Annotated in this window: 12 protein-coding genes; 1 reads left to right on the forward strand and 11 read right to left on the reverse strand. The window is 61.5% G+C overall.

Features of this window, described 5'->3' with window-relative positions; translation table 11 throughout:
- Nucleotide 1: 1 nt before the first annotated feature.
- From trpC to HU715_RS23095, 3 genes are read right to left on the reverse strand one after another with little or no spacing between them, the layout of a single operon-like run.
- The gene (trpC, locus tag HU715_RS23085; protein WP_186706982.1) at nucleotides 2–838 is read right to left on the reverse strand and encodes an indole-3-glycerol phosphate synthase TrpC; all 837 of its coding nucleotides are present in this window, start codon (nucleotides 836–838) and stop codon (nucleotides 2–4) included.
- A complete protein-coding gene (gene trpD, locus HU715_RS23090; RefSeq protein WP_092146427.1) occupies nucleotides 835–1,884 on the reverse strand; it encodes an anthranilate phosphoribosyltransferase in 1,050 nt (349 codons plus the stop codon). Before trpD ends, trpC begins: the two co-directional genes overlap by 4 nt.
- A gap of 9 nt (nucleotides 1,885–1,893) precedes the next feature.
- Nucleotides 1,894–2,487, reverse strand: a complete 594-nt coding sequence (locus HU715_RS23095; protein WP_186706981.1) for an aminodeoxychorismate/anthranilate synthase component II — start codon at nucleotides 2,485–2,487, stop codon at nucleotides 1,894–1,896.
- A gap of 410 nt (nucleotides 2,488–2,897) precedes the next feature.
- On the opposite strand from HU715_RS23095, the gene estP reads away from it, so the two are divergent.
- Entirely contained in the window at nucleotides 2,898–4,805 is a 1,908-nt protein-coding gene (gene estP / locus HU715_RS23100; RefSeq protein WP_186706980.1) for an esterase EstP, read from the forward strand.
- 153 nt (nucleotides 4,806–4,958) lie between these two features.
- On the opposite strand, the gene trpE is transcribed toward estP, so the two are convergent.
- The 8 genes from trpE to HU715_RS23140 form a co-directional block, all read right to left on the reverse strand.
- Nucleotides 4,959–6,440: an anthranilate synthase component I gene (trpE, locus tag HU715_RS23105; protein WP_186706979.1), complete on the reverse strand. Its 1,482-nt coding sequence runs from the start codon at nucleotides 6,438–6,440 to the stop codon at nucleotides 4,959–4,961.
- Nucleotides 6,441–6,510: 70 nt separating this feature from the next.
- Complete coding sequence (locus HU715_RS23110; RefSeq protein ID WP_186706978.1) at nucleotides 6,511–7,329, reverse strand: phosphoglycolate phosphatase; 819 nt, start codon at nucleotides 7,327–7,329, stop codon at nucleotides 6,511–6,513.
- A complete protein-coding gene (gene rpe, locus HU715_RS23115) occupies nucleotides 7,326–8,000 on the reverse strand; it encodes a ribulose-phosphate 3-epimerase (RefSeq protein ID WP_186706977.1) in 675 nt (224 codons plus the stop codon). Before rpe ends, HU715_RS23110 begins: the two co-directional genes overlap by 4 nt.
- A 78-nt stretch (nucleotides 8,001–8,078) precedes the next feature.
- Complete coding sequence (locus HU715_RS23120) at nucleotides 8,079–9,227, reverse strand: iron-containing alcohol dehydrogenase (RefSeq protein ID WP_186706976.1); 1,149 nt, start codon at nucleotides 9,225–9,227, stop codon at nucleotides 8,079–8,081.
- 202 nt (nucleotides 9,228–9,429) lie between these two features.
- On the reverse strand, nucleotides 9,430–10,254 hold the full coding sequence (locus HU715_RS23125) for an ABC transporter permease (RefSeq protein ID WP_186706975.1): 825 nt from the start codon (nucleotides 10,252–10,254) through the stop codon (nucleotides 9,430–9,432).
- 14 nt (nucleotides 10,255–10,268) lie between these two features.
- Nucleotides 10,269–11,516, reverse strand: coding sequence for an ABC transporter permease (locus tag HU715_RS23130; protein ID WP_186706974.1), 1,248 nt, complete (start codon nucleotides 11,514–11,516; stop codon nucleotides 10,269–10,271).
- A 184-nt stretch (nucleotides 11,517–11,700) separates the two neighbouring features.
- Nucleotides 11,701–12,744, reverse strand: coding sequence for an ABC transporter substrate-binding protein (locus tag HU715_RS23135; RefSeq protein WP_003206153.1), 1,044 nt, complete (start codon nucleotides 12,742–12,744; stop codon nucleotides 11,701–11,703).
- Between the two features lie 49 nt (nucleotides 12,745–12,793).
- Nucleotides 12,794–13,918, reverse strand: coding sequence for an ABC transporter ATP-binding protein (locus tag HU715_RS23140; RefSeq protein ID WP_053125916.1), 1,125 nt, complete (start codon nucleotides 13,916–13,918; stop codon nucleotides 12,794–12,796).
- Nucleotides 13,919–14,200 lie beyond the last annotated feature (282 nt).

Genomic DNA, 14,200 nt, shown 5'->3' on the forward strand with positions numbered 1-14,200 from the left:
GTCAGTCCAGCGTCGAGCCGCTCACCGGCAGGCCTCGTTCAGGAAAGAACAGCCGTTGCAATTCCGTCCCTGGGTTCTCGGCCCGCATGAATGCCTCGCCCACCAGGAATGAGTAGACATCGCTGACTTCCATCAGCTCGACATCGGCCCGATTGAGGATGCCACTTTCAGTGATGACCAGGCGATCCCGTGGGATGCGTGGCAACAGGTCCAGAGTGGTTTCCAGGCTGACTTCAAAGGTGTGCAGGTTGCGATTGTTCACCCCGACCAGCTTGGTATCGAGGGTTTTCAGGGCTCGCTCCAACTCGTCGCCGTCATGGACTTCCACCAGCACATCCAGCCCGACACTCTTGGCCACTGCCGCAAGCTCGGCCATTTTCACGTCGTCCAGGGCGGAAACGATCAACAGCACGCAATCGGCGCCCAGCGCCCGAGCCTCGACGATCTGGTACGGGTCGATCATGAAATCCTTGCGGATCACTGGCAACTTGCACGCTGCCCGCGCCTGCTTCAGGTAGTCGTCGGCCCCTTGGAAAAAGTCGACGTCGGTCAGCACCGAGAGACAGGTCGCGCCGCCCTTCTCGTAGCTTCGTGCGATGTCGGCCGGAACGAAGTGTTCACGGATCACGCCCTTGCTGGGTGACGCCTTCTTGATTTCGGCAATCACCGCCGGCTGTTTTTTCTTGGCCTGATCGATCAGCGCCGTGGCAAAACCCCGCGGCGCATCCGCTGAACGCGCCAGGCTTTCCAGCTCGGCCAGACTGACGCGAGCGCGACGCTCAGCCACTTCCTCAGCCTTGCGAGCCAGAATGTTTTCCAGAACCGTTGGCACGCTCATCCTTCGTTCTCCACTTTGAATACGGCGGTAAATGCACCCAACTCTTCGAGTTTTTCCCTGGCCAGGCCAGTGTGCAGTGCGTCATGGGCCAGTTCCACGCCTTGCTTTAGGCTGCTGGCGTGGTCGGCGGCGTACAACGCGGCGCCGGCATTGAGCACGATCATCTCGGCGGCTTTCTGGCCATTCTCGGTCTTGCGGCGACCCAGGGCATCGCGGATCAACTCCAGCGATTGGGCCGGACCATCGACCGCAAGGCCATGCAAGCTCTGGCTCTTCATGCCGAGGTCTTCAGGTTCGACCCAATACTCGCTGATCTGATCATTTTTTAGTTCGGCCACGAATGTGGGCGCCGCCAGGCTGAATTCATCCAGGCCATCCTTCGAATGGACCACCAGCACATGCTTGCTGCCCAGGCGTTGCAGGACCTCGGCCAATGGCCGGCACAACGCCTGGCTGAACACGCCCACCACTTGATGCTTCACGCCGGCCGGATTCGTAAGCGGGCCGAGCATGTTGAACAGCGTCCGCAGCCCCAGCTCACGGCGCGGCGCGGCAGCGTGTTTCATTGCGCTATGGTGCGTCTGGGCAAACATGAAACCAATGCCGACATTGTCGATACAGCGCGCCACTTGAACCGGCGTCAGGTTCAGGTAGATGCCAGCCGCCTCCAGCAGATCGGCACTGCCGCTCTTGCCTGAGACTGCGCGGTTGCCATGCTTGGCAACGGTGCAACCGGCCGCCGCAACGACAAACGACGAGGCGGTGGACACGTTGAAGATATTGGCGCCGTCACCACCGGTGCCGACCACATCGACCACGCCGTCCAGCGTCTTGAGTTCGACCTTGTCCGCCAACTCACGCATGGCCGAAACGGCACCGACGATCTCATCGATGCTCTCGCTTTTCATACGCATGGCCATCATGAACGCGCCGATCTGCGCATCCGTGCATTGGCCGGTCATGATTTCGCGCATCACGTCGCGCATCTCGTCGGTGCTCAGGTCGAGATGGCCGACGATACGGCTCAGGGCTGTCTTGATATCCATGAAAAGTCCTTAGCGCGTGCCGCCGGTTTGTTTGAGGAAGTTGGCGAACAGCTCGTGGCCCTGCTCGGTGAGAATAGACTCGGGATGGAATTGCACACCCTCGATATTCAACGTCTTGTGGCGCAACCCCATGATTTCATCGACGGAGCCGTCTTCAAGCTGGGTCCAGGCCGTCAATTCCAGGCAGTCGGGCAGCGTTTCGCGCTTGACGATCAGCGAGTGGTAGCGGGTGACGGTGAGCGGATGATTCAACCCGGCGAACACGCCCTTGTCCTCGTGGAATACCGGGCTAGTCTTACCGTGCATGACGTGCCGGGCGCGTACCACATCGCCACCGAATGCCTGGCCGATCGACTGATGCCCCAGGCAGACGCCCAGGATCGGCAGCTTGCCGGCGAAGTACTTGATGGCGTCGATGGAGATGCCCGCTTCGGTCGGCGTGCAGGGGCCGGGGGAAATCACGATGCGCTCAGGCTTGAGGGCTTCGATTTCGGCGATGGTCAGTTCGTCGTTGCGCACGACCTTGACTTCGGAGCCCAGCTCGCCGAGGTATTGCACAACGTTGTAGGTAAAAGAGTCGTAGTTATCGATCATCAGCAACATGGCGTAAGCAACCTATTGAATTCACTGACTTTAAACACAGCCTTCAGCGAGTGACCCGCACGCTGCTGCGCTTGGCGAGGCGATTGATGCCCCGGCGAAGCGGTTCTACAGCGGGTAAAGAAGGCAAATCGGTACAGGTCCGGCGAGGCCGGCGGAGAATCGTCAGGCGCGCCAACGCCAACGGGCGTGTGCCTTGATCATTTGATCCAGAAGTTTGCTGACAATCGACACAGGGGAAGTCTCGTTCATACGTCCCGGCACAGTAGCTTAGCTGGGCGGAGCACGCAATATGAGCGATCCCGAAGGGCTTTGAAACAATCACGACGTTTCTGACAGGTGGCAAAACGCCGGAAGTTTTTGGTACTGTCGTCTCGTTTTCTAACAAAAATAAGATAAAAACGGACTTTCACATGATAAAGAAGACGCTGTTCGTACCGATTGCCGGTTGCCTGCTCGCAATGGCCTGCGCCCAGGCGAGCGCCGCCCCCAACCCTTATTCCAAGTTCATCGTGTTCGGCGACAGCCTCAACGACGCCGGCCAGCTCGCCGACCCGAACGGCCCGCCCGGCTCGACAGCGCGCTATACCAACCGAACCGGTCCGATCTACACCGACGGCAGCGGTGAAGCCTATTCGGCCAACTCCACCCAATTGCTTGGTGGGCGCCTGGGCTATTCCGCCGACGAGACCGCCGCTTCCACGTCGGCGGTCCGCGCCGGCGAGGGGCTGGCAGATGGCAACAACTGGGCGGTAGGCGGGTATCGCACCGACCAGATTCTCGAATCGATCACTGGCGTGTCCGACACCGGCGAGCGCAGCCGTCCCGGCTACTTGCAGTCCAATGGCCTGCGTGCCGATCCGAATGCGCTGTATTACATTTCCGGTGGAGGCAACGACTTCCTGCAAGGCCGGGTGCTTACCCTCGAGCAAGCGAGTGAAGCCGCAGACCGCCTGGCCACCAGTGTCCAGGCGCTGCAAACGGCCGGCGCCCGCTATGTGATGGTCTGGCTGCTACCCGACCTGGGCCTGACGCCCTTCCTCAACGGCAGCCCTGCACAAGACTTTTTTTCGCAGCTGGGCAATCAGTTCAACCAACAACTGATCACCCGACTGCAAGGCATCGACGCCGAAATCATTCCGCTGAACATTCCGCTTTTACTGAAGGAAAGCTTCGCCGACCCGGCACGATTCGGCCTCGCCACCGGCGAGAACCTCACCGCCACTTGCTTCAGCGGCAACGGCTGCACGGAGAACGCCACCTATGGCATCAACAGCGCCACGCCGGATCCCAGCAAGCTGATCTACAACGACGCGGTCCATCCCACCGAAGCCGGACAGAAACTGATCGCCGACTACGCCTTTTCCCTGCTCGCGGCGCCCTGGGAGCTGACGCTGCTGCCGGAAATGGCCCACTCGACCTTACGTGCTCACCAGGATGAATTGCGCAGCCAGTGGCAATCGGACTGGGAAGACTGGCAGACGGTCGGCGAGTGGCGAGCCATCGTCGCCGGTGGCGGCCAGCACCTGGACATGGACAGCCAAGGCAGCGGCGCCAGCGCCGACGGCAGCGGCTACAGCCTCAACGTGGGCGGCAGCTATCGCCTCAACGAGGCTTGGCGCATAGGTGTCGCCGCCGGTTTCTACCGCCAGGACATGGACGCAGGCGATAACGATTCGACGTACAAGCTCAACAGCTACCTGGCGACGGCTTTCGCCCAGTTCCAGCAAAACCGCTGGTGGGCCGACGCGGCGCTGACCGGCGGCAAGCTCGACTACGACAACCTGGAGCGCAAGTTCGACCTGGGCGTCAACGAAGCGCAGGAGAAAGGCGACACCGACGGCCATCTCTGGGCATTCAGCACGCGGGTGGGCTACGACATCGCCCAGCCGGGCAGCGAATGGCACCTCTCGCCGTTTGTCAGCGCTGATTATGCGAAGGTGGAAGTGGATGGTTATTCGGAAAAGAGCAACCGCTCCACGGCCCTGACCTTCGATGACCAGACCCGCGATTCGAAACGCCTGGGCATTGGCTTGCAGGGCAAATACAACATCACCCGGCAGACCCAGGTGTTTGGCGAATATGCCCACGAACGCGAGTACGAAGACGACACGCAAAAGGTCAACATCGCCCTCAACAGCCTGCCGGCCAATGACTTCACACTGGAAGGCTACACACCACAGAGCCACCTGAATCGCCTGAGCCTGGGGGTCAGCCACAAGCTCACCCAGGACCTGGCGTTGCGGGGCGGTTATACACTGCGCAAGGACGATGACATGACCCAGCAAGGGGTGAGCCTGGGGGTCAGCCTGGACTTCTGATTGTGTAATCCCTGTGGGAGGGAGTTGCCTGAAGGACCTGTGGCGAGGGAGCTTGCTCCCGCTCGACTGCGCAGCAGTCGCATCAATGTGATGGGCCCGCTTCGCAGGCCAGCGGGAGCAAGCTCCCTCGCCACAGTTGTATGCTGAAGGGCTTCAGTCGTTCGAGGTCTGCTCGGCCAGCGCCACGGCGCGGAACATCGCGCGGCGCTTGTTCAGGGTTTCTTCCCATTCCAATGCAGGCACCGAGTCGGCGACGATACCGCCGCCGGCCTGCACGTGCAGTTCGCCGTTCTTGATCACCGCGGTGCGGATGGCAATCGCGGTGTCCATGTTGCCGTTCCAGGCGAAATACCCCACCGCCCCGCCGTATACCCCACGCTTGACCGGCTCCAGCTCATCGATGATTTCCATCGCGCGGATTTTCGGCGCGCCGGACAAAGTGCCCGCAGGCAGGATCGCCCGCAAGGCATCCATCGCCGTCAGCCCGGCCTTCAATTGGCCGGTGACGTTGGAGACGATGTGCATCACGTTGGAATAGCGCTCGATGACCATCTTCTCGGTGAGTTTCACCGAACCGATTTCCGAGACCCGCCCGGTGTCGTTGCGCCCCAGGTCGATCAGCATCAGGTGCTCGGCGATTTCCTTGTCGTCCGACAGCAGGTCCTCTTCCAGCGCCCGGTCAGCCTCCTCCGTGGCGCCACGGGGGCGAGTGCCGGCGATCGGGCGCACGGTGATCAGGTTGTCTTCGACCCGCACCAGCACTTCCGGCGAACTGCCCACGACATGGAAGTCGCCGAAGTTGAAGAAGTACATGTAGGGCGTCGGGTTGAAGCAGCGCAACGCCCGGTAGAGATCGATGGGCGCGGCCTTGAAGTCGATGGACATCCGTTGCGACGGCACCACTTGCATGCAGTCGCCGGCGAGGATGTATTCCTTGATGGTGTCGACGGCCCGTTCGTAATCGTCCTGGGTGAAACTGGAACGGAACACCGGGTCGGCCGCCGACTGCTTGCTGAAATCCAGGCCGGGACGCGGCGTGATCGGCTGACGGAGTTTTTCCAGCAGTGCCTGCAGGCTTTTCTGACCTTGCTCGTAGGCATCTTCCCGGGACGGGTCGGCAAGGACGATCGCGTGCATCTTGCCGGCGAGGTTATCGAAGACCACCACCGCGTCGGAGACCATCAGCAAGATGTCTGGCACGCCCAGCGGATCAGGGTTCGGGCAGGTGCCCAGGCGCTTTTCCACGTAGCGCACGCAGTCGTAGCCGAAATACCCCACCAGGCCGCCGTTGAAACGCGGCAGGCCGGGGATGGTCGGCACGTTGTAGCGGGCCTTGAAGGTTTCAACGAAGGCCAGCGGATCTTCGACTTCGAGGCTTTCGATTTCGACGCCGTCGTGGGTCACGCTGATGCGATGGTCATGGACCCGCAGCACCGTACGGCACGGCAAGCCAATGATGGAATATCGGCCCCACTTTTCGCCGCCCTGTACCGATTCGAGCAGGTAGGAATTGGGCTGGTCGGCGAGCTTGAGATAGATCGACAGCGGTGTGTCGAAGTCGGCCAGGGTTTCGCAGGCAAGGGGGATGCGGTTGTAGCCGGCAGCGGCTAGACGCAGGAATTCTTCACGGATCATGGGGTGCCTCGTGGCAAGAGGAGCTGACAGTCAGGTATGCAAACGCGCCGGATAACCGGCCAGGATCACGTCAGGCGCGCCAACGCCAGCGGGCCAGGGCCTTCATGACTTTCATCCAGAGTTTGCGAGTGACCACCACGATGGCGTTTCCAGAAGAGGATTGAACAGCGTCGGGCAACGTTATCTCAGCGGCCGGGTCCAGGCAACCGGGAATTAACAGACGCAAATCGTCGATCACCAGCGTCGGAAACTCTTCGGCGATTGGCCTGCCGTGGTTGTAGCCGTAACTCAACGCCACGCACTTGACCCCTGCCGCCTTGGCCGCCAGCACATCACTGCGCGAGTCACCGACGAACAGGGATTGGGAAGCCGGGATGTTGGCCATTTTCATCACGAAAAACAGCGCGGCCGGATCCGGCTTTTTCTGCGGCAAAGTATCGCCGCCGATGATCCAGCGGAAATAGCGGCCGATTTTCATCTGGTCCAGCAACGGCGCAACGAAACGCTCCGGTTTGTTGGTAATCAGGGCCATTTCAACGCCCTGCTTCTTCAGCCATTTGAGGGTGGAGCGCACGCCAGGATAGACCACTGTCAGCTGGTGATTGTCTTCGTAGGCTTCATTGAACAACGCCAGCGCCTGCTCGGCTTCGGCCTCATCGACGCCTTGGGCATCGATGTCGTTGGCCAGGGCCCGGCGCACCAGCATGGGCGCGCCGTTGCCGACCCAGTGGCGCACCGCGTCGATGCCGGCGGGCGGGCGCCCAAGCTTGAGCAGCATCGTGTCCACGGCCGCCGCGAGGTCCGGGACCGAATCGACCAAGGTGCCATCGAGGTCGAACATCACCAGACGCGGCAAGCTGCCGGGGAAGAGCTGCTCGAAGCCGCTCATGGGCGCGCCAGGGCCAGTTCGGCGCGCATTTTTGCGATCACCTCTTGGTAGTCGGGCGCGTTGAAGATCGCAGAGCCGGCGACAAAGGTGTCGGCGCCGGCCGCGGCGATTTCACGGATATTGTTCACGTTCACGCCACCGTCGATTTCCAGGCGGATGTCACGGCCCGAGGCGTCGATCAGGGCACGGGCTTCGCGCAGCTTGTCGAGGGTGCCCGGGATGAACTTCTGCCCGCCGAAACCAGGGTTGACGCTCATCAGCAGGATCATGTCGACCTTGTCCATCACGTACTTGAGCACGTCCAAGGGTGTCGCCGGGTTAAACACCAGGCCAGCCTTGCAACCGCCTTCGCGGATCAACTGCAAGGAGCGGTCGACATGCAGCGTGGCTTCCGGGTGGAAGGTGATGTAGGTGGCGCCTGCCTCGATGAAGTCACCGACGATGCGGTCCACCGGGCTGACCATCAGGTGCGCGTCGATCGGCGCGGTGATGCCGTATTTGCGCAGCGCCGCGCAGACCATCGGGCCGATGGTCAGGTTGGGCACGTAGTGGTTGTCCATGACATCGAAATGCACGATGTCGGCCCCGGCGGCCAGAACATTGTCCACTTCCTCCCCCAGGCGGGCGAAGTCGGCGGAGAGAATCGACGGAGCAATAGCGAAGGGCTGCATGACGCACCTGTTTTGAGCGAAATCACGATGGCGCGCATTGTATACCTCAAGATTTGGCGCGCCCACCGTGACAGTCGATCAATACGCCGCGCGGTAGATCTTCTCGATATCGGCGGCGCTCAACTGACGCGGATTGTTGCGCATCAGGCGCTCGATCCCCGCCGCCTCCACCGCCATGGACGGGATCACGTCCTCGGTCACCCCCAGGCTGCTCAGGCCCTGGGGAATCTGCACGGCGGCGCACAGCGCAACCATGGCTTCCACGGCTTCGTCGGCCGCTTCAAGATCACTCAAATGAGCGGTCCTGATGCCCATGGCCTCGCCGATATCACGCATGCGCTCGACGCAGGCCATCTTGTTCCAGGCCATCACATACGGCAGCAACAAGGCGTTGGCGACACCATGGGACACATGAAAGCGCCCGCCCAACGGATAGGCCAGCGCATGCACTGCCCCGACCCCGGCATTACCGAAGGCCATGCCGGCCATCAAGCTGGCCGTGGCCATGTCTTCACGGGCTTGCAGATGGTTAGGATTGGCATAGGCCTTGGGCAGCGCGCGGGTGATCAGTTTGATTGCGCCGATGGCCAGGGCATCGGTGATCGGCGAAGCATTGAGCGACAGGTAGGCCTCGATGGCGTGCACCAGCGCATCGACGCCACTGGCGGCCGTGACGCTGCGCGGGCAGGTGAGGGTCATTTGCGGGCTGACCAGCGCCACGTCCGGCAACAGAAAATCGCTGACGATGCCTTTTTTCAGCTGCGCGGCCTTGTCGGAGAGGATCGCCACGTTGGTGACTTCCGAACCGGTGCCGGCCGTGGTGGGGATGGCAATCATGGGCGGGCCTTTGCGCGGCACCTGATCGACGCCGAACATGTCCTGCAATTCGCCGTGATAACCGGCATAGACGCCCACGCATTTGGCGATGTCGATGGCACTGCCGCCGCCCAGGCCGATCAGGCCATCGTGGCCGCCGTCGCGGTAGGCTTGCATGCAGTCTTCGACGATGGCGATTTCCGGGTCCGGCATGACCCGGTCGAAAATCTCGTAGTCGCGCCCGCCCAGGTGCTGCAGGGCCAAGTCCACGGTGCCGGACTTGACCAGCGCCGCGTCGGTCACGATCAGCGGATTGTCGACGTCCAGTCGCGTCAGCTCGGCGGCCAGTTGCTCGATGGCAGCGGCACCGGTGATCAGTTTATGGGCGATCTTGAATGAGGAAAGACTCATGTGCGCGGCCTCTTATTCGAGTATGGGCTGGCACAAGGATAGCTCGGTATTGAGGGTTGTCTGCCATTCAGCTTATGAATACACCGCAAACCCAATGTGGGAGCGGGCTTGCTCGCGAATGCGGTGGAACATCCAACAACTGGGTCGACTGTTACACCGCTTTCGCGAGCAAGCCCGCTCCCACAGGGATCAACGCTAACCGTCAGACTTGGGCAGTGCGCAGCTTCTCGCTACGCCCACGCAACCATTCCAGGGTCAGCAGCAGGACCACCGAGAAGGCGATCAGCAACGTCGCCGCCGCGGCGATGGTAGGGCTGAGGTTTTCGCGGATACCACTGAACATCTGCCGTGGCAGGGTTGCCTGCTCAGGGCCAGCGAGGAACAGCGTCACCACCACCTCATCGAACGATGTTGCGAAGGCGAACAGTGCGCCAGAGATCACGCCCGGGGCGATCAACGGCAGGGTCACCCGACGAAACGCCGTCAGTGGCGATGCTCCAAGGCTGGCGGCGGCGCGGACCAGGTTGTGGTTGAACCCCTGCAAGGTCGCCGACACCGTGATGATGACGAACGGCACACCCAGCACCGCATGGACCACGATCAGCGAGAAGAAACTGTTGCCCATCCCCAGCGGTGCGAAGAACAGATAACTGGCCACGCCGATGATCACCACCGGCACCACCATGGGCGAGATCACCAAGGCCATCACCAGCGCCTTGCCGGGGAAGTCGCCGCGGGTCAGGCCGATGGCCGCGAGCGTGCCGAAGATCATCGCCAGCAAGGTCGCCGCCGGGGCCACGATGATGCTGTTTTTCAGTGCCCGCATCCATTCGGCCGAGGCGAAGAAATCGTGGTACCACTGCAGTGAGAAACCTTGCAGCGGGTACACCAGGAAACTGCCGGAGTTGAACGACAGCGGAATGATCACCAGCACCGGCAGGATCAGGAACAACAGGATCAACCCGCAGAGTATGCGCAGGCTGTAGAACCAAACCCGCTCAATGGGGGACATGTAAGGACTCACCATTTTCGATCTCCCCCTTAGCTCAGGCGCAGGCGACTGGCGCCCACCAGCCAGCTGTAAATCAGATAAAGCACAATGGTCGCCAGCAACAGCAGCCCGCCGAGCGCCGTGGCCATGCCCCAGTTGATGCTGGTGTTGGTGTAGAACGCGACGAAGTAGCTGACCATCTGGTCGTTCGGGCTGCCCAGCAGCGCCGGCGTGATGTAGTAGCCAATGGCAAGGATGAACACCAACAGGCAACCGGCGCCAACACCGGCGTAGGTCTGCGGGAAGTACACCCGCCAGAAACTGGCGAACGGGTGGCAGCCCAGGGAAATCGCCGCCCGCATGTAAGTAGGCGAGATGCCTTTCATCACGCTGTAGATCGGCAGGATCATGAACGGTAATAGGATGTGAACCATGGAGATGTACACACCGACGCGGTTGAACACCAGTTCCAGGGGTTTATCGATGACACCCATGGCCATCAGCGCGCTGTTGATCAAGCCGCCCGATTGCAGCAGCACGATCCACGCCGCGACCCGCACCAGGATCGACGTCCAGAACGGCAGTAGCACCAGAATCATCAACAGGTTGCTCTGGCGCGATGGCAGGTTCGCCAACAGGTAGGCCAACGGATAGGCCAGTACCAGGCAAATCGCGGTAATCACCAGGCCCATCCAGAAGGTGCGGGCGAAGATGTCGAGGTAGATCGACTGGTCAGGGGTGGCCGGGGCCAGTTCGCCGAGGTCATCGATGCGGTGATCGACGGCTGCCAGCAGGTAATACGGGGTAACGTTACTGGTGTTGCGGCGGATCACCTGCCAGTACGCCGGGTCGCCCCAACGCTCATCGAGGTTTTCCAGGGCTTCTTTATAGGAAGCCGGCTCGGTGGCAAACGGCAACGCCCGAGCGGTCTTGGTCAGCAGGCTGCGGTAGCCGGCCAATTCCATGTTCAAGCGCTTGGACAAATCGCCCAGGGTCTGATTCTTGCGGGCTTCGGCCAGGTCTTCAGTGGCAGCCTTGTACACCGGCTCGCCCGGCAGACCGCGTCCGTCCCAGGCCGCGACAGCGGCGACAGTGCGCGGCATGGCGCCCACCACTTCCGGGTTGCTGACGCTTTTGAACAGCAGCGCCACGATTGGCACCAGAAACACCAGCAACAGAAACAGCACCAGCGGCGCGATCAAGGCCTGGGCTTTCCAGCGGTTGACCCGCTCGGCATGTTTGAGCCGCTGCTTGAGGGTGGGGCTGGTGCCCGCGTTCAGTGGAACGGCGATGGCCATGGCGAACTCCGCAAATCTTTTTATCGTTACAGGGGCGGCGAGCCGCCTCTGTTCTTTTGAACATCCGATTGAAGCAAACCCCGTGGGAGCGGGCTTGCTCGCGAAAGCGGTGTGTCAGTCAACCCAAATGCCGAGAGTGATGACGCCTTCGCGAGCAAGCCCGCTCCCACACGACCATCAGCGGTTACTTCGCAGCCCAGGAGTTGAAGCGCTGCTCCAGTTGCTCGCCGTTGTCAGCCCAGAAGCTGACGTCGATCTGCACCTGGTTGGCGATGTTTTCCGGGGTGGTCGGCATGTCTTTCAGGACATCCTTGGCCAGCAACGGCACTGCCTGGGTATTGGCCGGGCCGTAGGCGATGTTTTCCGAGTAGGTCTTCTGCTGCTGCGGTGCCACCGAGAAGGCGATGAATTTCTTCGCCGCTTCGGCGCGGGTCTTGTCCAGGCCGCGAGGGATGGCCCAAGCGTCGAAGTCGTAGATGCCGCCGTTCCACACCACCTTCAGGTTGCTTTCTTTTTGTACCGCGGCGATCCGGCCGTTGTAGGCCGAACTCATGACCACATCACCGGATGCCAGGTACTGCGGCGGCTGGGCGCCGGCTTCCCACCACTGGATATTCGGCTTGAGCTCATCGAGCTTCTTGAACGCACGGTCCTGGCCATCTTTGCCGGCCAGCACCTTGTAGACGTCCTTCGGTGCAACGCCGTCGGCCATCAAGGCGAATTCCAGGGTGTACTTGGCGCCTTTGCGCAGGCCGCGCTTGCCTGGGAATTGCTTGGTGTCCCAGAAGTCCGCCCAACTGGTCGGTGCGGTCTTGAGCTTGTCGGCGTTGTAGGCCAGCACGGTCGACCACACGAAGAAACCGACGCCGCAAGGTTGGATAGCGCCCTTGACGTAATCTTCGGCCTTGCCGAACAGGGCCGGATCGAGTTGCTCGAACATGTCTTCGTCACAACCACGGGACAATTCCGGAGACTCGACTTCCACCAGGTCCCAGGAAACGCTCTTGGTGTCGACCATGGCCTTGACCTTGGCCATTTCGCCGTTGTACTCGCCAGCCACGATCTTGCCGTTGCCGGCCGCTTCCCACGGTGCGTAGAAGGCTTTGACCTGAGCCGCCTTGTTCGCCCCGCCGAAAGACACCACGGTCAGGTCCGGGCCCGCCGCCATCGCGCTTGCCGCACCCATCATGCCCAGTGTCAGGGCTGTGAACTTCAGGGATCTCAACATTTATTGTTCTCTCCACGTGCAGGGTTGGTGTTGGTACAGCAGGGGGCGATCAATTCGCCTCTAAAAGGGGATCGAGCGCACGCACATGCTCGACTTGCCAGCCAAGCGGAACCACGTCCCCGACGGCGAGCGCGGGATCGAGCTCGGCAATCGGCTGTTTCACGAAGAAGTCGTTCTTGCCGCAGACTTCCAGGCGAACCCGGACGTGGTCGCCCAGATAGATGAATTCCGCCACCCTCCCTGAGAAGCGGTTGACACATTGTTCGCTGACACCGTTGAGGCTCACCCGCTCCGGACGGATCGACAGGGTCACCGGCTCGCCGGGCTGGCCGACGTTCACCGCCAGGGCCTCGACTTTCTCGCCGCGCGCCAACTCCACCAGGCAACGATCGCCGGTGTGGCTGTGCAGGCGACCGTTGAGACGGTTGTTTTCGCCAATGAAGTTGGCGACGAAGGTATTTTTCGGCTCTTCATACAGGGTGCGTGGTGGGGCGATTTGCTGGATCTCGCCCTGGTGGAACACCGCCACGCGGTCGGACATGGTCAAGGCTTCGCCCTGGTCGTGGGTCACGTAGACCACGGTCACGCCAAGGCGCTGGTGCAGGTGCTTGATTTCCATCTGCATGTGTTCGCGCAATTGCTTGTCCAGCGCGCCGAGGGGTTCGTCCATCAGCACCAGCTGCGGCTCGAACACCAGCGCCCGGGCCAGGGCTACCCGCTGCTGCTGGCCGCCGGACAATTGCGCCGGGTAGCGTTGGGCGAAGCTGTCCAGCTGGACCATGCTCAGGACGCGCTTGACCCGATCGCTTACGTCGCTCTTGTTCAAACCACGCACAGTCAGTGGGAAGGCGAGGTTCTCGGAGACGGTCATGTGCGGGAACAAAGCGTAGTTCTGAAACACCATGCCGATGTCGCGCTTGTGCGGCGGCACATTATTGATCGAGCGCCCGGCCAGCAGGATCTCGCCGGCGGTCGGGGTTTCAAACCCGGCGAGCATCATCAGGCTGGTGGTCTTGCCGGAGCCGGAGGGCCCGAGCAGGGTCAGGAATTCGCCTTTGCGAATGTCCAGGTTGAGGTCTTTGACGATCAGGTTCTCGCCGTCGTAGCTCTTTTGCACACCACGAAAGCTGACCAGCACATCACTGGCCCCCGCGCTTGAATCGACCTGGCTCATACCCGCACCTTTTGTTTTGATGACTGCTTGTGAATCAAGCCTAGTGGAGCCTGGGGGTCGCGCAAATCGGGGGGCAGGAGAGAATCGCCTCAGCCGGATGGAAGAGTCGGGGTAGGGATTGCCCTACAAGGATGGCGGGATTGGGTAAGGACAGCGGGCAGTTGGCAGCGGCACGCCGCAAGTAGGGGCAAAAGCGCTGTTGGGGCGTGTCGCAAATGGATATGCCTACCCATCTTCCTTGTGGGAGCGGGCTTGCTCGCGAAGGCGGAGTGTCAGTCGACA

It is taken from the genome of Pseudomonas zanjanensis, assembly GCF_014268745.2.
GTDB lineage: Bacteria > Pseudomonadota > Gammaproteobacteria > Pseudomonadales > Pseudomonadaceae > Aquipseudomonas > Aquipseudomonas zanjanensis.